Raw genomic sequence first — 23,900 nt, forward strand, 5'->3', positions numbered from 1 at the left:
GGCGCTCTGATGTAGCTGTCGAGGTCATACCTTCTCGCCCTACCGGATGGTGTACGTATTGCATTGATCCAGCCTTTCTGTTCCCATCGCCTCAAGGTGTGGAGACACACCCCAAAATAATCCGCCGCTTCTCTCGGTTTTACATACCTAGCCATACCAAGCAGCCATACTGAACATGCTATACATTATTTTCAGTATAGTCCAGCGTATCATTGACTAGAGTCATGCTCCACAGCTAGCCCGGAGGTGAAGCCTACAGCTCGCTCTGTAAAGGGGACTGGCAGGCCAGCTCCAGGACTACCGAAAGCTGCTGGCCAGGAGCTACACAGAAACTCTGTCCTGCCGGCACGACTGACCGTGGGGGAGTTCACAGAACAGCCAATCCGTCCGCAAAAATTAGGGATCCCCTCACCTGCGGGGATCCCAGATGGGGTACTGGATCAAACCTTAGCGAGGGAAAACCACCTGGGCTCGCAACTCGCCCGGCGGGTTGGCCTGCGTGTGAATGTTGATGTAGTAAGCTCCGGCCAAAAAGCTGGAGACTTGCTCAGGGGTGAGGTTGGCTTCCAGTCGGAAATTCCCCGACTGATTGCCTGGATTCGGCAACATGTTCAAGACAAAGACCACCGGCCCTGTGGCCTGGGCGAAAGATTGTCCTGGCTGCGGCTGAGCAATGTGAATATGTCCAGGGCCAAAGTTAGCAATGGGTAGAAGTGGGGTTGTGAGATTTGTAAAGCTTCCTTAACCGCTGAGAAACAAGACAGCAACCAGGCAAAAGCCGCAAAAAACCTCGAAAATTGAACGAGGCCGAAGGGAAAAACCGATCAACAACATGGAAAAAGCTCCTCGGTCAGAGAACAGGCCAAATAAGTTACGTATCAGGCCCAGCTGCGGATTCATCTCTGGGTTTAAAAGACGGCGACATCACTGCTACCGAGAGACAAAAATCCCCACCCTGTGGGGGTTGGGGGATGGTGTAGACTGCACGCGGAGCAGAAATCTCTGACCGTACCCATTGGAAGGCATAGCCGGGGAGAGTGTTCACCAAGGCACTTTCCCCAACCTCCGTTCAGGATGGATCCGTTTATCCTCTGGCCGAGGCGGCCAAAGCAGAGTTCATGATCGGCCAGAACCAGTGGGGCCGCATCAGGATGACGGTGTCAATGACGTGGATGATGCCGTTATCGGCTTCGATGTCCGCTTGGATAACGGTGGCGTTGTTCACCTCGAACACATCCCCTTCAATGGTGAGATCGATGGGGGATCCCTCTACCGAGCCCACACTTTGGTACTTGGCCAAATCCGCCTTTTTCAGGCGACCGGGCACCACGTGGTAACACAAGATGCGGGTCAGTTGGGGGATGTTTTGCACCAGAGTGGTGATGGTGCCAGGGGGCAGCTTGGCAAAAGCCGCATCGGTGGGGGCAAAAACGGTAAAGGGGCCGGGGCTTTTCAAAGTATCCACCAGGTTTGCCGCTTTAACGGCAGTTACCAAGGTGGAAAAACCCTCAGCAGAGACCGCAATATCAACAATATCGGGCATGGCCGGGATCCTTTTGCTGTGAAGTTGTTGCTAACTGGATTGCTGCTCGAAAGGCTTTGGGATCATTAAAGTTGCCACGGGCTAGCGATAATTCTGATCTTGGATGTAGGAAAGACGGGCTGCTTCCCGGATCCCATATTCCGGTCGAGTGAAGCGATTGAGTTGGCCCTCAAAATAACGGCGATTCATCATCAAGTGCCGTGGATTTGGATCATCAAGGGGATACAAGAAAGCGGCCCTTCCCGCCTGAATCACGGCTGAGGTGACGTTGTACATGGAGCGCTGGAAGCTAACCCCCAATTGAATCAGCATGTCCTCTTCGCCGCGGCAATGCTTGCGGTAATATTCCACCAAATACTGGGGCAAAAAGTGGTACATATCCTGGTGCAAGAGCGTGGGCGGGATCCCGGCGGTGCCCACCGGAAACTTATCGGCGTAGAGGATCCCGTAGTGGAAGTCCAACTGGTTGGTGGGAACTTCGTTGGCTTGGGCGTTGTAGGACTTAGTGCCGCGGAAAGGAGAGGTGCGATAAAACACGGCCTCTACATAGGGGAAGGCAGCCTCATATAGCCAGGTGAATCCTTTGGATTTGGGCACAATATCGTACCATTCTCCCCGAATGCGCACGCGATGGTAGATGGGTCGTCCGGCAATGGCGAAGATCCCGTTGACCAAAAAGTTCATCGCCTCCGGCACGCTGGTAATTTTGCCTTCGTCGTAGAGATCGCTCATCTCAAAAAAGACCGGAGCCATCACCTCCCAAAACAGGCCCAACACCGAGTACATGGTGGCCTGGCGGCACAGCTCCAAGAACATATCAGGGAAGAGCTTGTATAGCCCCATCAACAAGGGGTTGCCCTGGCAATAGGCGCGGATGGCGCGGTCGGCATTTTGCTTGTATTCTTCGGAATCCATGTAGGGATCCAGCAAGCCCCCCATATCCCGGTGCCAGAGCATGGCCCGCATACATTCTTCGGCAAATTCCATGTTGATGCGGTCATGCCAGAGGTGATGCAAAATTCTGGGCAGCTTGCGCTTCAGCTCCCCTTTTTCCATGAACTCCAGCAGCTCGGGGTGGGCCGTAGCCTGGCCTCGCCAAATGCGCAAATCCGCGTTATCCCCCGCGTAGTGGTTGGCCAGCTTCAGATACTCTTCAGGAATGATGAACTTGAAAAAAGGCAAGGGATCCACAAACACCTGCTCGGCAATGTAGAGCAGATCCCGCCAGTAGAAATCCATTGGCACGGCATAGGCTTTGTAGAGGCCGATGATCTGCATCAGGTTTTCCGGCGTATCTGGCAGCATGGATCCCCCAGCCTCCAGGCGGTGGACTACATCCGCAAAAGGGTGGGTAGAAGGGGGAAGCTTGCGGGTTGTAAGGGTTGTCGTCATGGAAGAAGTCTCCAACTCTTCAAAAGTCCTGGCTCCATAGGGGGCATCTGCTGGGATCTCAATTCCTGGGAGTTTCCCGCTTGCCTGGATCGGCTCCAGAGAGGGTGATGGGGGCAAGGTCACCGGCTGATGCCAAGATAAGCGTTTGGGCCTGAGCCACCTGGGTGGATAGGGTAAAGGCCAAGGGTTGTGGCCATTTCACCAGGCTCATGGGCTGGATCCCAAACCAAACGATCAAGGCCGTCAAAATAAGCCCCGGGATCCGCTCCCAGCCATGCACGCGCGGGTAGTAGGCGGTGCGGTTGTCCAACCTGCCAAAGCAGGTGCGGTTCAGCAAAATCACGAAGTACACCGCCGTCAAACCGGTGCCACAGATGCTGATCAAAGTGGGCAGAGGAAAATCCTGATAGCTGCCCTGGAAGATCAAGAACTCCGCCACAAAGCCCACCAGGCCAGGGATCCCGGCGCTGGCCATCCCCCCCAAGATGAGCAGGGCGCTCACTGTGGGCAAGCCTCGCAAGGGGTTGAGCAGGCCGTTGAGCACATCCAGATCGCGGGTTCCCACTTTGCGCTCCACCAAGCCCACCAAATCGAACAGCAGCGCCAATATGAGACCATGGGAGACCATCTGCACCATCGCCCCGGTCAGGCTAATGGGGGTGGCTGCCGCCATGCCCAGCAGGATGTAGCCCATATGGCCGATGGAGCTGTAGGCCACCATGCGCTTGATGTCTTTTTGGGCGATGGCTGCCAAAGCCCCGGACAACACGGCAATGGCTCCCCACCAGGCCAGGATCCCACCCAGGTCGGCCCAAGCTTGGGGAAACAACTGCAGCCCAAAGCGAAACAGACCGTACGTGCCTAACTTGGAGAGGATCCCTCCCAGGAGGATGGCCACTGGCGGCGACGACTCCCCGTATGCATCAGGCAACCAGGTGTGGAAGGGGATCAGCGGCATCTTAATGCCGAAAGCCACGATCAAGGCCAACAGCGTCAAGGTCTGGGCAACAGGGCTGAGAGAGGTGATGCGGATCTCCAGCAGCTCAAAGCTATGGGGATCCCCCAGCCAGTAGATGGCCAAAAAGGCCCCCAACAGAAAGATGGCGGAAACGGCGGTGTAAATCAAAAACTTGATGGCAGCATAATCCCGCTTGGGGCTGCCCCAAATGGAGATGAGCAGGTAGATCGGGATCAGCACCAGCTCGTAAAACAAGAAGAACAAAAGCAGGTTCTGGGCGACAAAAGCGCCGTTGACCGACCCGCTCATGAGCAAAATGCAGCCGTAAAAGAGGTTGGGCCGCTTCACCTCTGGCTCAGCCGTCAGCACCGCAATCAGCGTGAGCAACCCGTTCAAAGCCACCATCAGCAAGGACAACCCGTCCAGGCCCAGGGAATAGCTCAGCCCGATTGACGGGATCCAATCCCACCGCTGCACCCATTGCAGCCCTCCCGCTTGCAGGTCGAAGTTGGCAAACAGCAGCAGCGAGATCACCAGCGGGATCCCGGCCAAGGCCACCGCCAGCTTTCGCCCCCCCAAGCCCAGGAACAGGAGCAGGGATCCCAGGATCGGCAACACAATCAAGGCACTCAGCATGGTCTCTTTCCTCTTTATTCAAGGACTCCGTCCCGCTATCGCCCAAGCCTAGAGAATCAGCCAGCCCAGCAGGGCCACCCCCACCACAATCGTCAGCACATAGGCTTGCAACTGGCCAGAGGTGGTGTATTTCAAAACCTGTCCACCCGCCAATACCGCCAAGCTGGTTAAATTCACCAAGCCGTCCACCACATAGCGATCGAACAGGGCCGTGATCTCAGAGATGATGCGCACCACAAACACCACACTGGCCCGGTAGAGCTTGGGGGTGTAGAAGTCGTTGGCCAACAGATCCTGCCAGTCGGCCAAGAAGGCCCAGTCCACCGGTCGTCGCTGCGGACGCAGGTATAGCCAGGCTCCCAAGGCAATCCCCGTCAGGCTGGATCCCGTCATCATCCCGGTAGGGATCCCTTCCAGAGCGGGAATCAGACCCAGCGTCGCCAGGATCATGGGCATGTGCAGCGCCACCCCCATCGTGACCGTCATGGGCAGCATCATCGGCCAATGCACCTCCGGCGAGCGCTCGCTCATCTGCTGCGGTTTGCCCCCCCAAACAAGGCCAAATACCCGTGTCAGCCCTAGGGCCGTTACAGCATTAGTAACCAGCACAACTGCCGCCCACAACCCCTGCCCCGGTTGCACCAACTGCTGCCACAGATCCGTCAGCACCCAAAAGGAACCGAAAGGCGGCAAAGCGATGATTCCGGCCATTCCGGTCAAGAAGCACAGCCCTGAGATAGGACGCCGCGACCACAGCCCGCCCAGGTAGCGCAAATCCTGGGTAATGCTGTTCCAGATCACCGTGCCCGGAGCCATCACCAACAGGGCCATCGCGGGCGCATAGGTCAGCAGCAACCCATAGGCTTGCTGGGGATGACCGGTGCCCACCGCCACAAAGATCAAGCCCATGTAGGCGCTCACCAGATAAGACAGGGCCCGCTTGGCATCGATCTGGGCCAAAGCCACCAGGGATCCCCCCACCGCTGTCAAGCCGCCGATGGTTAGCATCACCCTTAGCACTGTTGGGGAAAGCTCATAGAGGGGTTGCAGGCGAATCAACACCCAGGCCCCTGTGCCCACCACCACCGCATTGCGCAAGATCGTCGAGGGGATCGGCCCTTCCATCGCCTCATCCAGCCACAGGTGCAGAGGAAATTGGGCACACTTGCCTACGGGGCCGGCCAGCAACCCCAGCCCTACCAGGGCCAGCAGGGTGGGATCCACAGTGACAGATCCTGCCTGCACCGCCTCTGCCCAGGCCGCCAAATCCTCAAACTCCCAGGAGCCGGTCAGGGGATAGATGGCGATTACCCCCATCAAGAGCAACAGGTCGCCGATGCGCTTGGTTAAAAAAGCATCCCGTGCTCCCGTCACCACCAGCGATTGGTTGAACCAAAAGCCCACCAACAGGTAAGTGCCCAGGGTCAAAATCTCCAGGATCACGTAGCTGAAAAAGAGGGAGTCGCACAAAGCCAAGGCACACATCCCCCCCTCAAACAGGCCCAGCAGGGAGAAAAACCGCGCCCAGCCCCAGTCCATTTCCATGTAGCCAAAGCCGTAGATCTGGGCCACCAGGTTCAGCCCCGTCACCACAGCGCAGGCCCCCAGAGTTACCGATGACACCTGCAGCGGCAGCTCTAACATCAGATCCCCCACCTGTAGCCAGGGCAACCGAATGACCTGCGCCGGCTGATCCCAAATTGCCACCAGCGCTCCCACACTGTGAAGGAAAGCCACTAAGGTCAGCAGGGCATTCAAATAACCTGCCGGACGTGGTCCCGTGCGCCGGGTGATTCCTGGGGACCAGATCAGCGCTCCCGCCCACGCCACCAAGGCGTAGAGGGGAATCAGCCATGCAGTTGTGACCAGCCCGTTCAAGCTCATAATCCTCCTTCGGCCAGGGATCTTGGCCAAACTGGAACACTTGCTGAGATCCTGTAAAAAGTCTTAAGCAGCATCTTAGCTGCGAACTAGGATAGATAAAAATTGAACTTTCCGATAAAAACTATAGACAAAAATCTATAGTTCAAGCAGGGGGAGCAGAATAACCTCTGTCGTTGTCACCCCCTCACTCTCTAAAGCGTAGATGGAAATGAACCCCTTGGGAACTCAGGATCCCCGGCTGCGCAGATACCGTGAATGGCTCTAGGACATCCCCGAAGTTCTGCTGCCCTACTTCCGGTCTTCGATAGGCTAACGCAAGCAGGATCCCATTCACCTCTTCATCCCAAGGCTACCATCATAAGTCCCTGTGAAATTGCCAAGAAGATGAAGATTGAGAACAACGACCTAGAAGGGCGTTTTGACTTTGGGTTGCTTGACCTTCAGCTCGCGAATCCGTTTCAACATCTTCTGGAAATACTCCGCTAGGTAGTCCTCAAGAGAGGTCAGAGAGGCCAGTTCAATCCCCAGGGTTTCGCATACAGGCGTCATATCGGCGTGCATGGGTTCTTTGGCCGCGATCACCTCCACAAACGCCAGCCGGTCGGCAATGTTCCAGCTCCACTGAAAAAACTGCGCCACCTTGCGCGCCCCTCTCAGCAGTCCCAGCGGCATGGTGCTGACTTTGGCCTTTTTGCCGGAGAGCTGCTCGCACAAGGCAATGACTTCTCGAGCCGTCCAAGCCTTGGGCCCCACCAAGGGAAAGATTTGCTGCTTGGCAGCTTCTACAGTGAGAGCTCGCACCGCAAACCGGGCTGCATCTAGGGTGTCTAGGTAGGCCGTTGGCATGCCCTCGCCGGTTACCCAGACGATTTGTTCTTCCAAGATGGGGATGGCGTACTGGCCAATCAACCCCTGCATAAAGCCCGCTGGCCGGAAAATGGTGTAGGGCATCTGGGATCCAACCAAATACTTCTCAATGTGATGCTTGAAATTCATCAGGGGCACATTGGGATACTCGTGGTGGGCGCCCATGATGGAGAAAAAGATAAAATGCCCTACCTGGGCAGCCCGTGCCGCATTGATCAGGGCAACTTTGCCATCCCAGTCCACCTGACGGGCGCTGAGGGTATCGGTCACCCGCACCGTGGCACAGTCGATCACCGCCTCGATGCCTTCCATGGCGGAGTTGAGGGTGCTGGGCTGAAGCAGATTTCCCACCTTCAGTTGAGCGCCCCATTCACTTAAGAAAGCAGCCTTTGCCGGATTTCGCACCAGACAGGTAACTTGGTGTCCCTCTTCGATGGCTCGGCGTACCACTTGACGGCCCAGCGTTCCCGTCGCCCCCACAACCAGCACGTTCATAAAATTATCATTTCTTAACCTTAGGCTTAGTCTATCAGACCAGCGCAACTCCCGACACAACCTTAGAGGCAGCAACAAACCAATGGGGATCCCTTGCCAAACCGGCTCTGAAGGGATCCCTAGAGTTAGGTACTGAGAAAGCGTTCAGCCGGCCAGCTCGTTCATGCGTTGCGCCAGGGTAAAGTCCAGTTCTGTAATGCCCCCGGCATCGTGGGTGGTAAGATGCACCCGCACGCGGTTGTAGACATTGGTCCATTCGGGATGGTGCCCCATGCTCTCGGCCACCAAGGCCACACTGCTCATCCAGCCAAAGGCTTCGACAAAGGAGCGAAACTGAAATTGACGATGCAGCTTCCCATCCTGCAAAGACCAGCCCGGCAGATTTTCCAGCTTGGCTTGGACCTCAGCTTCACTGAGTTTGACAGGTCTGGACATGGGCTTTCCCTCCGGTCGATGCCATCGTTTTCATCACGCTTTCATCAAAGGAGCAACTGAGAGCGGATCCCAGCTTATTTACAAAACTTCATAACCTTTTGGTTCTGCCACGCCATCGGCGCCGAGGGGTTTGTACAGCCAGTAGCCTTGCACGGAGAAATGGGCCCGCTTGTAGAAATTGAGGGCAGCCTGGTTATGGCGATAAACCTGCAGGGTGATGGCCGCCAGCTGCTGCTGGGATCCCCAGCGTTCCACCTGTTGCATCAAAGCTCTGCCCAGGCCCTGCCGGCGATGGGCGGGATCCACCCAGAGCAGAAAAATGTAGGCTACCCGCCGATGGGTGGCTTGATCGGTGGAGATGCCGGCCCAAACACAGCCCACCGGCTCTGCAGTTTCTTCTTTCAAGATCCACCAGCAGGGGGTGCGGGGTGGGTCGAAGAGGCGATCCAGCGTCTCTTCTAGGTGATCCCAGTTGCTTTGCTCTGGAAAAGATTCCTGCAACGTGGCCTGCAATCCTCGTCGCACCCAGGGCCGATCCCAGGCTGAACCAATGCGCCAACGGTAACCGGCGGGCAAAGGGATCCCTTGTTCAGCCATCCTCAGGCATTTGCAGAAAGGGCCACAGGCGTCGCTTCTTCTAGAGGGGCAGGCTGGGCCATATCCTCCGGCAGAAACGAGCGAATGCTCACCACCACCAGGGTAAACAGAAACACCAGCAGGATGAGGGCAGGAAAGATATATTGCCGCAGGATGCTCATGCTTCTACATAATCATTTCAAGTTTCTACAGCATAGCGTGCAGGGAGGGATCCCTGGGCAGCTTTTCGGAAATCTCCTCGGTTTTTCTTCTCCTGGTCTCCATCTCAGCCCCTATCGACTGACCCTGGGGGATCCCATGCGTTAATAAGGTGAGAAAGTGTAGCCTATGATTCCAAAGTCAGGTCAGCTGTGCATTAAGGTCGAGCGTAGTTGTGGGTCATCACTCAACTGCCCAACCTGATCCCACTGCTGCGCGACGCGAGCGGAGAATCCATGAGCACCCCCAATCGCCCCTTGAAGACCCTTGGGATCCCTCCCAATGCCTGGGCTGTGAATGCCGAAATGGCCGACCTCACCCGTCCGCCCTTGGATCCCCGGCCCATCCTGCTACCCACCTCCAGCAAAACCCTGCGCTTGGATCTGGCCAAGGCGGCGTTGTTGGTGATCGACATGCAAAACGACTTTTGTCATCCCGACGGTTGGCTGGCCAGCATCGGCGTCGATGTTACACCGGCACGGGCTCCCATCGGCCCTCTAAAAGCCCTGCTGCCCCGCCTGCGACAAGCTCAAGTGCCGATTGTGTGGGTGAACTGGGGCAATCGCCCTGACTTGCTCAACATCAGCGCCGGCTTGCGACATGTGTACAACCCCACCGGAGAGGGAGTAGGGCTGGGGGATCCCTTGCCTAAGAACGGGTCTTTGGTCCTCACGCGGGGCAGTTGGGGCGCTGCTGTGGTGGAGGAACTGGAGGTCAAGCCCGAGGATATCTGGGTGGATAAGTTCCGCATGAGCGGCTTTTGGGATACCCCTCTCGATAGCATTCTCAGAAACCTGGGGCGCACCACCCTCTTTTTTGCCGGCGTGAACATCGACCAGTGCGTCATGACCACGCTGCAAGATGCCAATTTCCTCGGCTACGACTGCATTTTGCTGGAAGACTGCGCCGCCACCACCTCTCCTGAATACTGTTTGCTAGCTACCCTCTACAACGTCAAGCAGTGCTTTGGCTTTGTCGCCTCCTCCTCAGATTTGCTCGCGGCTCTCCCCTGTTAGCACTTGCCCACTATTCACCCCTCATCTCTTGAGCGGAGGATCCGGATGCAAACGCTCTCCCGCTGTGTGATCCCAATTGTTAAAACCCCTGCCGATTATCAGGCTTTTCGCATCAGCCCCCACGATACCAATCGCTTGGCCATTGTGTTTGATCCTTCTCATGCTCAGATTTCTCTGACTTTTTGTGTGGAGATCTTCGATGAGGGAGGCAAAACCCCTCCCAACCGCCATCAAATGGCTGTAGAGATGTTCTTTATCCTCAAGGGTGAGGGCATGGCCATTTGCGATGGAAAAGCGGCCCCCATCAAAACCGGAGACAGCATTTTGGTTCCGCCAACAGGCGTGCATGAAATCCGCAACACCGGCCCAGGCCGCCTCTACGCCCTCTGCTTCATGGTGCCCAACGAAGATTTTGCCGAGCTCATCCGCTCCGGCACTCCTGCGGACTTGGATGAGGAGGATTTGCAGGTGCTGTCGGGGGGCTGGAGAAGGGCATTTGCTGAGGCTTAGGCCTCAATGGCTCTGGGAGCTGTAGAGGTTGGAAGTCAGGGGTACTGATACATTCACGCTGAACTCTCCTGAACATGGTTCAGGAAAGAAGCGATCGCATCCTGCCTATCTCTGAGCAGGAAGGCGGTATCCCGCAAAGCCCTGAGGAATACCCCCCGAGCGCTTTCCCCCTTCACTTCCCGGCAACCGTTGCGGTGGACTCAAGGATCAGGGGGAAACTTGGTCTACTATATCCCTCTCAATGACTTTTGCCAAACCGCCTAAAGCTCAGTAAATTCAGCAAAGTTCAGGGTTTTGGGGGTTAGAGGCATGCTCCGACAAATCTTTTCCCAGGGTCTCTGTTTCCATAAATCCATAAAAGCCATAAAAGAGGGGTCTGGAGGGGGCTGCGTTTGCGCCAGCAGGCCGGAGATCAAGGGCAATACCAGGGAAGGGGCTCAAACTCTGGTGGGAGTTTCTCCCTCTCATAAGGGCTTCTGTTTTATCTTAGGAAGAATCCACCCAGGGATCCCTTAGGTTGTCCTTGGTTGGTATCCCTTTGGCAAGATCCGCTAGCCCAACCCAGGCCATGTTGCCCGTTCGCCCCCGCGAAACTGTTTCCATGTTCACCCGCGACGGGATCCAACTGGACGCGGATGTCTATCGCCCGCAAGGGGAGGGGAGCTACCCGGTTTTGCTGATGCGGCAGCCCTATGGGCGGGCCATTGCCTCGACGGTGGTGTATGCCCATCCCAGGTGGTATGCGGCCCAGGGGTACATTGTGGTCATCCAGGATGTGCGCGGACGGGGAACTTCCAAGGGATCCTTCTACCCTTTCCGCCATGAGGTGGAAGACGGGTTTGACGCCGTCAATTGGGCGGCTGCCTTGCCGGGGAGCAACGGCGTAGTGGGCATGTACGGCTTCTCTTATCAGGGCATGACCCAGCTGTATGCGGCTTCTACCCGTCCCAGCGCCTTGAAGGCCATCTGCCCGGCGATGCTGCCTTACGATCTCTATGCCGATGCCGCTTACCCAGGGGGGGCCTTTGCCTTCTACAACAACCTCAGTTGGGCCTTGCAACTGGAGACCGAAGGGGCGCGTCTCAGGGGGGATGCCAATGCCTACCAAGCGCTTTTGAAAGCTGCCCGCAATCTCCCCCTCTACGACCCTATCCCCCTCAAGCCGGGGGTGTTGCAGCAGTATGCCCCCCAATCCTATTACTTCGACTGGCTGGAGCACAGCGAGCCGGATGAATACTGGCGCAAGCTCTCTCCCCGTCTAGAGGTGGTGGATCTGCCGATGCTACACATTGCCGGCTGGTTTGACAGCTACCTGAGTGGTAGCCTGCGCCTCTACAAGGAAATGAGCGCCCGCAGCCAGAACCCTCAATACCTGATCATCGGCCCTTGGGCCCATCTCCCTTGGGGGCGCAAAGTGGGGGCGTTGGACTTTGGCCCAGAGGCTGTCAGCCCCATCGATCGCCTGCAGGTGCGCTGGTTTGACCAGTTCCTCAAAGGCAAAGATACAGGGATCCTCCAGGAGCCGCCGGTACGCCTGTTCGAGATGGGATCCAACCGCTGGCGCGGCTTTGATGCTTGGCCTACCCCTGAGCCAAAAGCTTTTTACCTACACAGCACCGGCTTGGCTGCCCTTTCAGAAGCAGAGGGATCCCTCAGCCCTGAACCCTCGCCTGCACAACAGTCGGATACGTTTGTTCACGATCCCTGGCGACCGGTGCCAGCCCTGGGAGGCCACCTGGCTCATCCTGCCGGGCCACAGGAGCGCTCTGCCCTCGACTGCCGCACCGATGTTCTCACCTATACCACTCCGCCGCTGCAAGCCGAGCTGGTTCTGGCCGGGGACATCGCCGTGGAGGTGTACGCGGAGGCCGACAGCCCCAGCTTCGATCTCTGTGCCGTGCTCTCAGAGGTGAGACCCGATGGGCAGGTGTATAACTTTTCCCAAGGCTATTGTCGCCTACGGGATCCCCAGCCCGGTACCCCCATTCTGATTCCCTGTCAGCCCACCTGTATTCGCATCCCTTGCGGTCACGCCTTGCGCCTCAGCCTCAGCGCGGCTTGTTTCCCGGCCTACCCTGTCAACACGGGTATGGGGATGCGGGAAGAGCGGCTAATCGAGGCCCGCATTCTCACCATGACTCTCCACAGCGGCGGCGAAACCCCTTCACGGCTGCACCTGCCCATAGCTTGAAGCCAAGAAGAGACGATGCTTCGGGATCCCGTTCGCAATCCCCGCTTACAAAGAGACACCAAACGTTAGGATAGAAACAGGCAGGGCAAGGGAACACCATGTTGCAAGACCCAAAGTTGATCCGGCACTATCAGGCTTTGACCGATGCTCTGGTGGATACCTGGCAGCGGGGCTACCGGCGCACCGATGAGCTACGTCTGCTGGTGGATGGCTACCTGCTGGCCTTGCGAACTGGCAAACAATTGGAGCCCTTCGAGATCTATCGCATTGAGGACGAGGTCAACCGCTTCCTCTACGATCCGTCCAACTTCATAGATCCGGAATTGGAGCCAGAGGCGGAGCCGATGCGGGGTTATTGATTTTGTGAATCCCTGTTGGCGATCCCTAGAACAGGTGGGGCAAAGTTTTGATTCCAACCTTTTCTGATCTCCCCTCGCCCCTTGGGAGAAAGACTAGGGGGGAGGGCGCTGACTGAGTTCTGGTTTTGTCGAGCATCTTGCGCCTGGTAGGCTGAGAGGGATCGATTCGTTCCTGATTCCAGTCGTATCGGTTCTATGGCGGTTTGGGATAGGGTGATGACCTCCCGGCATCTGCCCCTGCTGGGATCCGGCTTGGGCTTGGGGGTAGCCCTGATCCTCTGGTACGGGGTGTTTGGCTACCACGTGCTGCAGATTGGCCTCTGGCTGCTGAGCATCCTGCTGGTGGGGTTGTATTGGGCGCAGTTTTCCCCGGCTCAACCCCCTTGGGATCCCGCTCGGCTGCGCTGGCGACAGGAGCTGCTGCACCTGGCTCTGCTGGCGCTGGTCTTTGCTCCGATTTACCTCTACGACCTGGCCAACATCCCCTTTCAGATCAACACCGACGAGATCGTGATTAGCTCTATGGCCCGCAATGCCTCGGCGGTGCGCTACCCCGATATCTTTGGGCTGATGCCGGAGTACTTTTATTTCCCCCGCTTCATGTTCAGCCTCTTCGGCGGCCTGACGCGGCTGATGGGGGGAGTCACGCTGCTCAATGTGCGCACGGTACATGCCGCCTTCGGGGTCGTCACCATTCTGGTGGCCTACGGGTTTTTTCGGGCATTTTGGGGATCCCGGCTGGCTTTGGCGGGGGCGGCCCTCTTGGGATCCAACCACGCCTTGCTGGGCATCAGCCGCATGGCCATGCGGGAAAACCTGATTGTGCTGGTGGAGTGTGCGGCCCTGGCCTTGCTCCTCAAGGGCGTGCGGGAAAAAAATCCCCTGTTGCTCTATCTGGGGGGAGGAGCGGCGGCTTTCTCCCTCTACGGCTATTTGCCGGGGCGGGTGGTGATCCTGTTGGGGCTGTTGTTTGGAGTTCTGTACTTGCTCTTGGGGCAGGCAGATCTCAAAGATGGGCAAGCCAATCCGGTTTGGGCATTGGCCAAGCTGACAGTGCCGGCGGCGTTGGGTTTTTTTCTGGTGGCTGGGCCCATTCTGGTGGCCACGGTCACAGCACCTGCGGTGAGCGCCGAGTACTCTCGCCAACAATTTCTCTTTTTCCCGGAAGGGCGGGCGTTACAACAGATGTGGGTGAATGCGGCTACGCCAGAGGAGGCGGTCTGGCGCAACATCTTCAACGGCCTGAGTATGTTCAACGACCCCGGCCAGCACGACCGCGGCTACATCTATCCCAACTACGGCCATGCTTTTGTGGATCCCTTGACGGGGGCTTTGATCTGGCTGGGGCTGGGATCCGGCCTCTACCGCCTTTTCAAGAAGCGCAGCCAGCCCCACGACTGGCTCTGTATCGGCAGCTTCCTATTTCTCTACCTGCTGTTTAGCTTGGCCATCACCAAAGCCCCCAACTACACCCGCCTGCTGGTGATCCTGCCCTTTGTAGCCTATCTAACCTTGGAAGGGATCCAAGTGCTGGCAGGTCTCCTGGAACGCTGGGGATCCCGGGCCGGGAGTTGGCTGCCGGCGGCGGCGATGGCGGGGGCAATCCTGCTGATTGGGGGGTGGAACCTGGCCATTTTTGGAGACTTTGTCCACAAAGGCTGGACGCAGGGCAACGATGTGGGGGCTACCGGGCGCTATGTGGCAGCTCGCCAAGGGGATCCCGACTACCGCTTCTATCTGGCGGCTAGCACTGCCTACCCCTATTTCAGCTGGGGGGAACCCCACTATTGGCAAAGCTGGATCCAATTTTTTGCCGGACGGGAACAAAAGGTAGCGGTGTTTTCCCCTGAGGTGTTGCCCATCCAGGCGCTGGAGCCACCGTTTACCCTGTTCATGAACGAGTGGGTATGGGATCAGCAGGGGGCAGAGCTGCAACGGCGCTTTCCCAAGGGACAGTTGCATCGGATCCCTGCCGAGCGGGGTCTATGGGCCTTTGAGGTGGCGGATCCCTAGAGCTCCCCCCCTGGTTTGGCCAACCCACCGTCCGCGGGACGGAGTCCTTTCGCGTCAGCGGGACGGAGTCCTTTCTTTTTACCAGGCTAAAAGTAGCTGAAAGCACACTATGCAGATCCAGAGCCGCCAACAGTAGAAGAAGATGATAGCGTTCCAGGGATCCCAGACGTGCGTTTTGATGCCTACGACCCGGGCGAGGGGTTTTACGACGAGCTGTTTTTGGGGCGTAACCAGCCCCGTCCTGAGGCGATCCCGTTGATTGAGCGCATTCATTCTCTGGAAGAAGGGGAACTGCAGCAGCGGCAAGCGGCAGCACAGGCGGCCCTCTTTCAGATGGGGGTGACCTTCAACGTCTATGGCGATAGCCAGGGCACGGAGCGAATTTTCCCCTTTGACATCATTCCCCGCATCGTCTCGGCTTCCGAGTGGCAGCGGCTGGAGAAGGGTCTCAAGCAGCGCATCCACGCCCTCAACCTGTTCATCGACGATGTCTATCACGACCAGAAGATCCTTAAGGATGGGGTGATCCCTGCCGAGCTGATCGAAACGGCCAAGGGATTTCTGCGGCCCTGTGTGGGGCTCAACCCGCCGGGGAGAATTTGGTGCCACGTCACCGGCACCGACCTGGTGCGGGATCGGGACGGGACTTGGTACGTGCTGGAAGATAACCTGCGCTGTCCGTCGGGAATCTCTTATGTGCTGGAAAATCGGCGGGTGATGAAAAGCACCTTTCCCTCCCTGTTCAACACCATGGGGATCCGCCCGGTGGACGACTACCCCAGCCACTTGTTGGATACTCTGCTTAACCTGGTGCCGCACCTAGCCAACCCAACGGTGGTGGTGCTCACCCCCGGCATCTACAACTCCGCCTACTTCGAGCATTCTTTCCTCGCCCAGCAGATGGGGGTGGAGCTGGTGGAAGGGCGGGATCTGGTGGTGGCCGATGGCTATTTGCAAATGCGCACCACCAAAGGGCTGCAGCGGGTGGATGTGATCTACCGCCGCATCGACGATGACTTCATCGATCCGCTGGCCTTTCGCCCCGATTCTCTACTGGGGGTTCCGGGCCTGTTTGAGGTTTATCGGTCAGGGCGGCTGGCGATTGCCAACGCTTTGGGAACAGGGGTGGCGGACGACAAGGTGATCTACGCCTATGTGCCCCAGATGATCCGCTACTATCTGGGAGAGGAAGCCATTTTGCCCAACGTGCCCACCTACCTCTGCTGGGATCCTAAGGATCAGGCGTATGTGCTGGAGAACCTCGACAAGCTGGTGGTGAAGGCAGCCAACGAGTCGGGTGGCTACGGCATGTTGATGGGATCCCAGGCTACACCGGAAGAGCGGGCTGCTTTTGCCGAGAAAATCCGCGCCCAGCCGCGCAACTACATCGCCCAACCCACCCTGTGCCTTTCTCGCGTGCCCACCTTGGTGGATCGGGGAGAAGGCCCCCGTCTAGAACCCTGTCATGTGGACTTGCGGCCCTATATCCTCTACGGCAAAGAGATCTACGTTCACCCAGGGGGGCTGACCCGCGTCGCCCTCAAGAAGGGATCTCTGGTGGTGAACTCCTCCCAGGGGGGCGGCAGCAAAGATACCTGGGTGCTCTGCGCGGATCCCGGCTGTTGAGAGACGGCTGGCAAAATAGGTTCAGAGCCGCTCGCCCGAACATCTGCTCCACTGACCAAGGCAGCTGGCATGCTGAAGCGCCAAATCCACGTAGTGCTGGGCGTGAAGGCGCAGTTGCTTGACCTCTTCCTCGGTGAGGGTGCGGATAACCTTAGCCGGGATCCCCGCCGCCAAAGAGCGAGGTGGCACAGACCGGGTGACCACCGCTCCAGCTCCCACCATGCTGCCCGCCCCGATGGTGACCCCGCTCAAGAGAACGGCCCCAATCCCGATCAGACATCCCCCCTCGATGTAGGCACTGTGGATGACCGCTCGATGGCCTATGGTCACTTCCTCGCCAATCAGGGTCGGCTGTCCGGGATCCCCGTGCAGAATGGCTCCATCTTGGATATTGCTGCGGCGGCCAATGACAATGGGCGAGAGATCCCCGCGCAGGATAGCCCCGTACCAAATGCTCACCGCTTCCGAAAGATGGACATCGCCGATCAGTGTGGCATTTGCGGCAATAAAGGCTGCCTGGTCGATCCCTCTCGGCTGCTGCTCTAACCCCACTTTCCAAACGCCCTTGGCAACGGCTTCCATTTCCCCAATCCTACTGCTACCGGGGGTGCGGCAATTCCAGACCTGCCCCAGCGCTCCGCGCCGCCTCCAGTCCCAGAAAAAGAGAGGAGCCAGGGATCCAGAAAATCAACCCGTCCCTTTGCTCCTGTTTCACCATTGTCAATCCATTGCACAATAGCAATGAGATATAAGCAACACATTTGGCTCATTGTCGATAGCTGTGGAAGCGTTCGTTAGATTAATTTCTAACTCTTGTAGGAGAGGGGCTAGGGGTGAGGGATTTTAGCTAAGCCTGCCGTTGCAGCAGGGGAGAGGATTCAGACGGTTGCAAGGGGCGAATGGCAAAGAAAGTTTCGTAGATGCAATCGCCAACGTGGTTCATTTGTAGCTGCAATTTGTCGAGAAACTCATGTAAGCCCTGCTCCATAATGTCGTCGATGGTTAGGTAGTCCAGCTCAGAACGCAGGCGGCCCAAAGCTCGCTCGCTGGGATCCCGCCAGGTATCGGCTGGGGTGCCGGTGATCTGGTGCAGGGATCGATCCGCATGAATAAGACAAAACTGAATGGAGCGGGGAAATTGCCGATCCAAAATCAGGAAAGAGGCCACCTCCCTGGGATTGATGCGGTGTTGGCGGCTGTATTTCCGGTACATTTCATAAGCACTGGCCGACTTCAGCAAAGCAATCCACTGCAACTCATCCAAAGCCGTACCCACATACTGCAGAGAGGGCAGCAAAATAAAATACTTAACATCCAAAATGCGCGCCGTTTTGTCCGCCCGCTCCAAAAGACGGCCAATCTGGCCAAAGTGCCAACCTTCCCCGTGGGTCATGGTGGCATCCATCACCCCGGCGAATAGGTGGCTGGCCAGTTTCACTTCCGTGAAGAAATCATGGAGCTGACTCAGGTGGGGGCCTTGCTGAGCCGCTTCTTTGACCATCAAATAAAAGCGGTTGACCCGCTCCCACATTTCTGAAGAAATGACCTCCCGCACAGAGCGGGCATTTTCCCGCGCCAGCCGCAAACAGGAAAGGATGGAGTTGGGGTAATCCCTATCAAAAGCCAGGAACTGGATGACCGTTTCTTGGGTCGCCTGGCCATAACGCTGGTAAAACAGCTCCTGATCCCCGGTGGTGTAGACGATGGGATCCCACTGCTGGGCGGGACCGCTGGGCAAGTCTAGGATGAGGTTGAGATTGACATCGATGAAGCGGGCGATGTTCTCGGCGCGCTCCACGTAGCGGTTGAGCCAGTAGATGGAATCGGCCACGCGACTCAGCATGCTGTTACCTCCTCTGGAGTTTCTTGTCTCCGCGCTCCGTTCAAATTCAACAAACGAAGCAGCCGCCGCAGCTTCACCAGCAGCACCCCCGTCAGGCCGGTCAAGATCCACCCCATCCACTCGGCTGCAGTACCCAGATAGCGCACCTGCACGCGATGATCCCCCGGCGGGATCCGCACCTGCAACAGCCCCAGTCCATTGTGCTCGGCAGATGTGAGGCGACCATCCACCTGTACCCACCAAGCAGGGTAGTAAAACGTGCGCAGGACTACCCATTGATCCTGAGCAGTGGGGTTAACGGCCCGAAAACGACGGTAGCCATAGCTCCACCGTTCCACTTCCAACAGTGGCTCCAGATTGCCTTGCTCTTGTCCAAAATCCACTACGTCCCCCTGCCACCGCAGCAGCGGATCCACCTCTGGGGGCGGCTCTGGGGGCGGCATGGGCAGCGTTGCCTGGCGAGGCCGGTATTCCAGCACATCCACCAGCGCCAGCCCGTCGGGAAAGCGCCAGTGCATGTGGAGAAAAGCAATGCCCGGTCGCTCCTGGGGCTCGTTGGGAAATGGCTTGGCGGCAGACAGCTCTTGAAAAGTCTGGATGGTTTGCGGGTCAAACCAGGCTCTGGACAAGACCTGCCAGCCCTGCCAGCTTTGTATCCCCATTGCCAGACCTATCCCCACAATCAAGAGGATCCTCCAGCCCTTTTGCCCCCACCCCCAGGCGGCCAGGGATCCCAACAGCCAGGGCACGGTTACTGATGTCACCGCCATCCAGCGCCAAGAAAACTGAATGCGCCGCAGGGGCAAAATCCACTCGTAGAGCCAACCCAGCAAATCCGTCATCATCAGCAGGGCCACCAAGCTGGCCCCCAAGCTGTAGAGCAGGATGGCTTTGGCCAGGGGAGCAGAGGATTCTAAGGCATCAAAGGACTCCGTCTCGTTAGCGCGAACGGAATGGATCGGGGTCATCCCCCTTGTCCTGCGGGCCAGCCATTCCCAGAAAACCAGGATCCCAGCACCCAAGACAACGGCCACCATCCAGAGCCAGTACCCCACCAGGCCGCTTTCAAACCAGTGCTGCGTCAGTTGCGGCTGGAGCCGGGTTAGCCCACTCAGCATCAGGCGATGTTGGGGCATGTACTCTTCGACAAAATTCACCAACTCCACCTGGATGAGGCGCTGATCCCAAAAGGCTGGCAGCAGATAAAACGCCGTCCACCCCAGCCCCAGCCCAAACCCCAAGTAGCAGCGCCCCACCCTGGGCCAGAGGGGATCCCAGCGGCCCAGCACCCAAGGCAGAGGCAGCCAAGTTAGCGTAAAGACCAGCAAAGTGGGCAAGTGAGATAGGGCCAACAGGCCGTAGCTAATGGCTAAGGCCACAATCGGCCAAAGGGACTGGGGCCGGCAGATCACCTGGACTGAGGCCCAGAAAATCCAGGGAGAGACAGCAATGGCCCACACTTCCCCCATTGCCCCCCGTTGGTAAATATCCACCAGCCAATAGGGGCCGGCCATACCCGCCAGAGCCAAAACCAGAGCCCAAGCCCAGGGGATGAGTTGCCGGAGAAGGGCATACAGCCCTGCGCCAAAGACTGCCATCGCCAAGCCCATGCTGGCCACCAGGGATCCGGGCATATCCAGCTCCAGCAGGCGAAACGGCAGAGGGGCCACCATGCACAGAGGGGGGTAAAAGGCAAAGGTGGGATTGCCGTAGCCGAAGTTGGAATACTCTAGCCAGCGGGGGTAGAACTGCCCGCTGAAAAACTGTCGCTGATACTGAAAGGCCCAACTGAGGTTGAAGTGGGTGGAGTGAGTCATGGGATAGCCCTGGTGCAGCATGGGCCAGAGCAGCACCCCAATGCCCACCAACAGCCCTAGCCCAACACCCCTCTCTGGTTGTTGCAAAGCTTTCAGCATTTCTCGGCGTTATCCCGATCCTCTGCCTCGAAAGGCCCAGACTTCCCCCCATACTTGCGCAGCAGCCGGATGTGTTCGATCACCATCGTCTTCTCCAAGGCCTTGGCCATGTCGTACAGGGTGAGGGCAGCCACGGAAACAGCCGTCAGAGCCTCCATCTCCACCCCTGTTTGGGCGTTGGTTTTCACTGTAGCGGTGATCAGAAAGCCGGGCAGATGGGGATCCGGATTCAGATCCACAGTGACGCTGCTCAAGGGGAGAGGATGACACAGCGGGATCAGATCAGCGGTGCGCTTGGCAGCCATGATCCCGGCCAGGCGGGCCGTTTCCACCACATTCCCTTTGGGCCCTTGACCGGCCAGAATAGCCTGCAAAGTCGTTTCTGACATGCGTACCTGCCCTTGGGCAGTGGCCAAACGGGCAACCGTGGGCTTATCTCCTACTTCCACCATCTGTACTCGGCCAGAGGCGTCCAGGTGGGTGAGGGCTTGCCCAACAAAGGACTCTGTCCTGCTGGCGCGACTAGAACTCGAATCCGATGGCACCCCGGCCTCCCACAATCCTTGAGAGCTGAAGAGTTGGCTTAGGCTCCGATGAGGTCGGCAAATCGGCAACCAGACCCGCAGGGACTTGACAACTAGTAGCGAATCCAGGCATAGGCGGCATCAGAGAGCACCGGCACCTCGGCGTAGTGGCCGCGAATGTTTTGCACCCAGGCGTAGATGGTGATGGCAATCACCCCCAAGAGAGCCGTGGTGGCCAAAATGCTGACCATCGCCGCCAGACCAAGGCTGACAAAGAGCATGCCGAACACCTGCATCAGCACCTGCACCAAGAACAAGGCAATGCTGAGCAACAGCGCCTGGATGGTGTTGAAGCGAACAAAATGGGCTACGCGGGTGTTGCGGATCACCAGGAACAGGAGAGCCAAAAACACCCCCGTTCCCAGCCAGCCCGTGGCCAGGGGCACCAGACGAAATAGGGGCGCAAAAATGGGGATCAGCCCTGGCAAAGATTGAAACAGCCCAGAGGGCAAAAAGCCCAAGGGCAGAGCCGATACCAAAGGCAGAAGGTAGGGAAGGGAACCCCACAGCCGATTGATGGGAGTGATGTCGCCGCGCCAGGTCATAATCCGTCGATCCCTATTAGGTGCAGTGGTTACTGGAGCTGGCTTGTCGGTGCGCTTCCAGGATCCCCACCAGCTAAAGATTCAGAGAGAGAAAGCAACACCCAAGCCTTGGGCCTATTGTAGTCGATGGATTTGGGTGGCTCAACGCGCTTGGCCGCAAGCTGGCTTCTGCTTTCCAGTGAGCAGAAAAACTGGAGGCCAAAACGTTCAGAGTGAGCGCTCCGATGCATCTGGGCTGGTATAATCAACGGCAAATTCTGGCTGCATACCGGTTTTTCAGGTTCTCTACATTTTTCAGCTTCCACCATGAAGATTTCATCGTCTCCCGCTGCTCGCATCGTCGGAGCTTTTGTCTGGCAAGTTTGGTCTGGGCTGATGGGTTTTCTCAACGACCGTCTGTTGCCGGAGCGCTATCACATTCGGCCCGAAGCTTTGCCGGAGTGGATTGCCCAGGTGTGGGCAGGCTATCTGCGCTATCGGGAAGCCTCTCGTCCGGGGGCGATCCAGTTTCGCGGCTTGACGGTGGATCCCAGCCGAGATCTGCGCTCAGCTCACCTCGGATCCCGTCCGCTCCGCTACCGCGGCTGCCCTGTGGAGACGGTTGCCCGACCTGGGGATCCTTCTCCTACCGCCCAACCCATCCCTGAAAAGGCTTTTGTGCCCCCCTACTGGAGACTTCTTAATGCGCTGCGCTTGAAGTTGAGCCTGGCCGATATTGATCGCTACCCCGTCACTCCGGCCCTGCAGCGGGTTTACCGAGGTCGAGAGTTTTAACACCGCTCTGCTGCTCTGCACGACAGTGGAGTTTTAAGGCTGGGGATCCCCTTGTGGGTGGGGATCCCTTTTTGGACTTTGTTCGCGACAGCGGGACGGAGTCTCCGGATTGGACTTGTAGGTTTGGGTGCGGGTGGTTTCTCCTGAGGGGAAAGCTGAGAAAGACTGCAAAAAAACTTAAGGTCACTTTCCCGCTGTGGGATAGTGGATAAAGAAACATACCGCCAACGCAATGAGCCTTGTTATGTCCAAAAGCGGCATGCTCCTACTGAACTTGGGGGGGCCAGAGGCCCAGGCCGATGTGCAGCCCTTTCTTTACAATCTGTTTGCCGATCCCGAGCTGATCCGGCTGCCGTTTCCCTTTTTGCAGCGGGCCTTCGCCTGGGCCATCTCCACACTGCGGGCCGAAAAATCCCGCCGCAACTACGCGGCCATTGGGGGGGGATCCCCCTTGCGGCGCATTACTGCTGAGCAAGCGCGAGAACTGCAGGCCCACCTGGTGGCCGAGGGCTATGACGTGCCGGTGTATGTTGCCATGCGCTACTGGCATCCGTTGATCGAGTCGGTGGTGCAGCAGATCAAGTCGGATGGGATCACCCGCTTGGTGGTGCTGCCGCTCTACCCGCAGTATTCCATCAGCACGACGGGATCCAGCTTTAAGCTGCTGGATCGGCTCTGGGCTGAAGATCCGGAGCTGGCATGCATCGAGCGCTGCCAGATCTACTCCTGGTACGATCAGCCTCAGTACGTGCAGGCGATGGCCAGAGCAATTCGGGAACAGTTGGATGGATTTGCCGAGCCCGAAGGGGTGCATGTGCTGTTCAGCGCCCACGGCATTCCCGAAAGCTATGTCACCGAGGCCGGGGATCCCTACCAACGGGAAATGGAAGCCTGCGTGCGGCTGATCTGGAAGCAGGTGGGACGCCCCAATGACCACACCCTCTCCTATCAAAGCCGGGTGGGTTCGGTGCGGTGGCTGCAACCCTATACCGAACGGGTCATCCTGGAGTTGGGATCCCAAGGCGTGAAACAGTTGCTGGTGGTGCCGATTAGCTTTGTGTCGGAGCACATCGAGACCCTGCAGGAGATTGACATCGAGTATCGGGAACTGGCCCATCGAGCTGGGATTGCCGATTTTCGCCGTGTGCCCGCCTTGAGTACCGACCCTCTGTTCATTGCTGGCTTGGCGGCGCTGGTGCGGCCTCATCTGCTCACTCCGGGCTTGGCAGCTCCTGCCTTTGTCCCTGCTGCTGTGGGCAGCTCGCTGCTGGAGCGGTAGAGAAGAACGCCAGGCATTTCATTGTTGCTCTGCTCATTGTTGCTCTGCAACGCTGACGCGACCAGACGAGGACGCTGACTTCATACCCCCAGAAGCGTTCTGATACATTTACGCTGAACACTGCTGAACATCACTGTTCAACTATGCAGCGATAGCATTCTGTTTGTTTCCATTCGCGTTAGCGGGACGGAGTCCAAACAGAATGGCGGTATCCCGCAAAGCTTTGAGTAGAATACCCA

General features: G+C 57.8%; 23 protein-coding genes. 8 read left to right on the forward strand and 15 right to left on the reverse strand.

The genetic code is table 11. The annotated features are described in order from the left end of the window. The 10 genes from ACVW0B_RS11110 to ACVW0B_RS11155 all read right to left on the reverse strand — a co-directional run. A partial coding sequence (locus ACVW0B_RS11110; protein WP_457491706.1) for a MerR family transcriptional regulator occupies positions 1 to 155 on the reverse strand: 155 nt, incomplete at its 3' end. 292 nt (positions 156 to 447) lie between these two features. Beyond that, positions 448 to 705, reverse strand: a complete 258-nt coding sequence (locus ACVW0B_RS11115) for a CHRD domain-containing protein (protein ID WP_414374720.1) — start codon at positions 703 to 705, stop codon at positions 448 to 450. 379 nt (positions 706 to 1,084) lie between these two features. Continuing rightward, positions 1,085 to 1,543 (reverse strand): fasciclin domain-containing protein, encoded by a 459-nt coding sequence (locus ACVW0B_RS11120; protein ID WP_414408665.1) that lies wholly within the window; start codon positions 1,541 to 1,543, stop codon positions 1,085 to 1,087. Between the two features lie 81 nt (positions 1,544 to 1,624). Then, positions 1,625 to 2,935 (reverse strand): CO2 hydration protein, encoded by a 1,311-nt coding sequence (locus ACVW0B_RS11125; RefSeq protein WP_414408664.1) that lies wholly within the window; start codon positions 2,933 to 2,935, stop codon positions 1,625 to 1,627. A 58-nt stretch (positions 2,936 to 2,993) separates the two neighbouring features. Beyond that, complete coding sequence (locus ACVW0B_RS11130) at positions 2,994 to 4,529, reverse strand: NADH-quinone oxidoreductase subunit M (RefSeq protein ID WP_457491696.1); 1,536 nt, start codon at positions 4,527 to 4,529, stop codon at positions 2,994 to 2,996. A 48-nt stretch (positions 4,530 to 4,577) separates the two neighbouring features. Then, positions 4,578 to 6,413, reverse strand: a complete 1,836-nt coding sequence (locus ACVW0B_RS11135; RefSeq protein WP_457491697.1) for an NAD(P)H-quinone oxidoreductase subunit F — start codon at positions 6,411 to 6,413, stop codon at positions 4,578 to 4,580. 405 nt (positions 6,414 to 6,818) lie between these two features. Further along, complete coding sequence (locus ACVW0B_RS11140; protein ID WP_414399475.1) at positions 6,819 to 7,775, reverse strand: NAD(P)H-binding protein; 957 nt, start codon at positions 7,773 to 7,775, stop codon at positions 6,819 to 6,821. A gap of 144 nt (positions 7,776 to 7,919) precedes the next feature. Further along, a complete protein-coding gene (locus ACVW0B_RS11145; RefSeq protein WP_099884075.1) occupies positions 7,920 to 8,210 on the reverse strand; it encodes a 4a-hydroxytetrahydrobiopterin dehydratase in 291 nt (96 codons plus the stop codon). A 78-nt stretch (positions 8,211 to 8,288) separates the two neighbouring features. After that, entirely contained in the window at positions 8,289 to 8,807 is a 519-nt protein-coding gene (locus ACVW0B_RS11150; protein WP_457491698.1) for a GNAT family N-acetyltransferase, read from the reverse strand. 2 nt (positions 8,808 to 8,809) lie between these two features. Next, positions 8,810 to 8,968 (reverse strand): hypothetical protein, encoded by a 159-nt coding sequence (locus tag ACVW0B_RS11155; RefSeq protein WP_011434410.1) that lies wholly within the window; start codon positions 8,966 to 8,968, stop codon positions 8,810 to 8,812. A 273-nt stretch (positions 8,969 to 9,241) separates the two neighbouring features. On the opposite strand from ACVW0B_RS11155, the gene ACVW0B_RS11160 reads away from it, so the two are divergent. The 6 genes from ACVW0B_RS11160 to ACVW0B_RS11185 all read left to right on the forward strand — a co-directional run bounded on the left by ACVW0B_RS11160 (position 9,242) and on the right by ACVW0B_RS11185 (position 16,720). Then, positions 9,242 to 10,021, forward strand: a complete 780-nt coding sequence (locus ACVW0B_RS11160; RefSeq protein ID WP_041437718.1) for a cysteine hydrolase family protein — start codon at positions 9,242 to 9,244, stop codon at positions 10,019 to 10,021. A gap of 45 nt (positions 10,022 to 10,066) precedes the next feature. After that, a complete protein-coding gene (locus tag ACVW0B_RS11165; protein ID WP_414389181.1) occupies positions 10,067 to 10,531 on the forward strand; it encodes a cupin domain-containing protein in 465 nt (154 codons plus the stop codon). 568 nt (positions 10,532 to 11,099) lie between these two features. Further along, positions 11,100 to 12,722 carry a CocE/NonD family hydrolase gene (locus ACVW0B_RS11170; RefSeq protein ID WP_457491707.1) on the forward strand — a complete coding sequence of 541 codons (1,623 nt, stop codon included), beginning with the start codon at positions 11,100 to 11,102 and terminating at the stop codon, positions 12,720 to 12,722. Positions 12,723 to 12,820: 98 nt separating this feature from the next. Further along, positions 12,821 to 13,081: a DUF6761 family protein gene (locus tag ACVW0B_RS11175; protein ID WP_011434405.1), complete on the forward strand. Its 261-nt coding sequence runs from the start codon at positions 12,821 to 12,823 to the stop codon at positions 13,079 to 13,081. A 216-nt stretch (positions 13,082 to 13,297) separates the two neighbouring features. Further along, entirely contained in the window at positions 13,298 to 15,094 is a 1,797-nt protein-coding gene (locus ACVW0B_RS11180) for a glycosyltransferase family 39 protein (protein ID WP_457491699.1), read from the forward strand. A 168-nt stretch (positions 15,095 to 15,262) separates the two neighbouring features. After that, on the forward strand, positions 15,263 to 16,720 hold the full coding sequence (locus tag ACVW0B_RS11185; RefSeq protein WP_414388987.1) for a circularly permuted type 2 ATP-grasp protein: 1,458 nt from the start codon (positions 15,263 to 15,265) through the stop codon (positions 16,718 to 16,720). 21 nt (positions 16,721 to 16,741) lie between these two features. On the opposite strand, the gene ACVW0B_RS11190 is transcribed toward ACVW0B_RS11185, so the two are convergent. The 5 genes from ACVW0B_RS11190 to ACVW0B_RS11210 all read right to left on the reverse strand — a co-directional run bounded on the left by ACVW0B_RS11190 (position 16,742) and on the right by ACVW0B_RS11210 (position 21,608). Continuing rightward, complete coding sequence (locus ACVW0B_RS11190; RefSeq protein WP_457491700.1) at positions 16,742 to 17,302, reverse strand: gamma carbonic anhydrase family protein; 561 nt, start codon at positions 17,300 to 17,302, stop codon at positions 16,742 to 16,744. A gap of 265 nt (positions 17,303 to 17,567) precedes the next feature. After that, on the reverse strand, positions 17,568 to 18,563 hold the full coding sequence (locus ACVW0B_RS11195) for an alpha-E domain-containing protein (RefSeq protein WP_011429917.1): 996 nt from the start codon (positions 18,561 to 18,563) through the stop codon (positions 17,568 to 17,570). Beyond that, positions 18,557 to 20,479 (reverse strand): hypothetical protein, encoded by a 1,923-nt coding sequence (locus ACVW0B_RS11200; protein ID WP_457491701.1) that lies wholly within the window; start codon positions 20,477 to 20,479, stop codon positions 18,557 to 18,559. Before ACVW0B_RS11200 ends, ACVW0B_RS11195 begins: the two co-directional genes overlap by 7 nt. Then, positions 20,473 to 21,024: a cyclic pyranopterin monophosphate synthase MoaC gene (gene moaC, locus ACVW0B_RS11205; protein WP_457474173.1), complete on the reverse strand. Its 552-nt coding sequence runs from the start codon at positions 21,022 to 21,024 to the stop codon at positions 20,473 to 20,475. The genes ACVW0B_RS11200 and moaC overlap by 7 nt, the downstream gene beginning before the upstream one ends. Positions 21,025 to 21,116: 92 nt before the next feature. Continuing rightward, entirely contained in the window at positions 21,117 to 21,608 is a 492-nt protein-coding gene (locus tag ACVW0B_RS11210; protein ID WP_457491702.1) for a Tic20 family protein, read from the reverse strand. Positions 21,609 to 21,914: 306 nt separating this feature from the next. On the opposite strand from ACVW0B_RS11210, the gene ACVW0B_RS11215 reads away from it, so the two are divergent. Beyond that, positions 21,915 to 22,382 carry a hypothetical protein gene (locus ACVW0B_RS11215; protein WP_457491703.1) on the forward strand — a complete coding sequence of 156 codons (468 nt, stop codon included), beginning with the start codon at positions 21,915 to 21,917 and terminating at the stop codon, positions 22,380 to 22,382. Between the two features lie 244 nt (positions 22,383 to 22,626). Next, the gene (gene hemH / locus ACVW0B_RS11220) at positions 22,627 to 23,661 is read left to right on the forward strand and encodes a ferrochelatase (RefSeq protein WP_457491704.1); all 1,035 of its coding nucleotides are present in this window, start codon (positions 22,627 to 22,629) and stop codon (positions 23,659 to 23,661) included. Positions 23,662 to 23,900: the final 239 nt, after the last annotated feature.

It is taken from the genome of Thermostichus sp. MS-CIW-23, assembly GCF_054059455.1.

Excerpts from the sequence above, each read along its gene's own strand:
- ACVW0B_RS11120 (WP_414408665.1), bottom strand. The coding sequence starts at position 1,543 with ATGCCCGATATTGTTGATATTGCGGTCTCTGCTGAGGGTTTTTCCACC.
- ACVW0B_RS11125 (WP_414408664.1), bottom strand. The coding sequence starts at position 2,935 with ATGACGACAACCCTTACAACCCGCAAGCTTCCCCCTTCTACCCACCCT.
- ACVW0B_RS11130 (WP_457491696.1), bottom strand. The coding sequence starts at position 4,529 with ATGCTGAGTGCCTTGATTGTGTTGCCGATCCTGGGATCCCTGCTCCTG.
- ACVW0B_RS11135 (WP_457491697.1), bottom strand. The coding sequence starts at position 6,413 with ATGAGCTTGAACGGGCTGGTCACAACTGCATGGCTGATTCCCCTCTAC.
- ACVW0B_RS11140 (WP_414399475.1), bottom strand. The coding sequence starts at position 7,775 with ATGAACGTGCTGGTTGTGGGGGCGACGGGAACGCTGGGCCGTCAAGTG.
- ACVW0B_RS11145 (WP_099884075.1), bottom strand. The coding sequence starts at position 8,210 with ATGTCCAGACCTGTCAAACTCAGTGAAGCTGAGGTCCAAGCCAAGCTG.
- ACVW0B_RS11150 (WP_457491698.1), bottom strand. The coding sequence starts at position 8,807 with ATGGCTGAACAAGGGATCCCTTTGCCCGCCGGTTACCGTTGGCGCATT.
- ACVW0B_RS11155 (WP_011434410.1), bottom strand. The coding sequence starts at position 8,968 with ATGAGCATCCTGCGGCAATATATCTTTCCTGCCCTCATCCTGCTGGTG.
- ACVW0B_RS11160 (WP_041437718.1), top strand. The coding sequence starts at position 9,242 with ATGAGCACCCCCAATCGCCCCTTGAAGACCCTTGGGATCCCTCCCAAT.
- ACVW0B_RS11165 (WP_414389181.1), top strand. The coding sequence starts at position 10,067 with ATGCAAACGCTCTCCCGCTGTGTGATCCCAATTGTTAAAACCCCTGCC.
- ACVW0B_RS11170 (WP_457491707.1), top strand. The coding sequence starts at position 11,100 with ATGTTGCCCGTTCGCCCCCGCGAAACTGTTTCCATGTTCACCCGCGAC.
- ACVW0B_RS11175 (WP_011434405.1), top strand. The coding sequence starts at position 12,821 with ATGTTGCAAGACCCAAAGTTGATCCGGCACTATCAGGCTTTGACCGAT.
- ACVW0B_RS11180 (WP_457491699.1), top strand. The coding sequence starts at position 13,298 with ATGACCTCCCGGCATCTGCCCCTGCTGGGATCCGGCTTGGGCTTGGGG.
- ACVW0B_RS11190 (WP_457491700.1), bottom strand. The coding sequence starts at position 17,302 with ATGGAAGCCGTTGCCAAGGGCGTTTGGAAAGTGGGGTTAGAGCAGCAG.
- ACVW0B_RS11195 (WP_011429917.1), bottom strand. The coding sequence starts at position 18,563 with ATGCTGAGTCGCGTGGCCGATTCCATCTACTGGCTCAACCGCTACGTG.
- ACVW0B_RS11200 (WP_457491701.1), bottom strand. The coding sequence starts at position 20,479 with ATGCTGAAAGCTTTGCAACAACCAGAGAGGGGTGTTGGGCTAGGGCTG.
- ACVW0B_RS11210 (WP_457491702.1), bottom strand. The coding sequence starts at position 21,608 with ATGACCTGGCGCGGCGACATCACTCCCATCAATCGGCTGTGGGGTTCC.
- ACVW0B_RS11215 (WP_457491703.1), top strand. The coding sequence starts at position 21,915 with ATGAAGATTTCATCGTCTCCCGCTGCTCGCATCGTCGGAGCTTTTGTC.
- hemH (WP_457491704.1), top strand. The coding sequence starts at position 22,627 with ATGTCCAAAAGCGGCATGCTCCTACTGAACTTGGGGGGGCCAGAGGCC.